Raw genomic sequence first — 538 nt, 5'->3', positions numbered from 1 at the left:
GGTCATCGGTATTGCGGAAAATGATGTAATTAGCCATATATTCCCAACTCAAGGCAACGAGCGCGTCCTTGGTCTGGATTACCGTAAAGTACCAGCGCAATGGGTACAAGTTCAAAAAGCCAAAGATATTCAAGAGATTTTCATCGCGGGGCCGGTGTCGCTTGTTCAAGGTGGGCGAGGGCTTATTGTACGCGTGCCAGTATTTCGAGACCCACCAATCAACAAAGAGTATTGGGGTGTGATCAGCGCTGTGGTGGATTTTGATGGTTTAATGCGAGAAACCGGCGTATTCGACTTCTCATACCATTATCCTTTGACGATACGCGGTTATGACAGCGGCGGCGAATATGGGGATATGTTCTTTGGTGATCCTAATCAAACGGGCAAATTGTACGCCAAAGAGCATGTGCACTTCCCTTACGGTGGCTGGAGCATGGCGGCCTACGCGGGTGGGCAGCTTGAGCAACAAATTTCGTGGTTTGAACTGAACATCGTCAGAATCATTGGCTATCCCATTCTCATTGCACTGAGTATTGCG

The 538-nt window shown here is 48.5% G+C and carries 1 protein-coding gene; it reads left to right on the top strand.

Going from position 1 to position 538, the window contains the following annotated elements; genetic code table 11:
• On the top strand, window positions 1-538 hold a 538-nt coding region (locus tag R7040_RS29445; protein WP_318098048.1), incomplete at both ends, for a CHASE domain-containing protein.

The organism is Vibrio sp. 1069, assembly GCF_033340555.1.
Note: the sequence above shows the minus strand (reverse complement) of the source record. Positions and strands in the feature narration are given on the sequence as shown.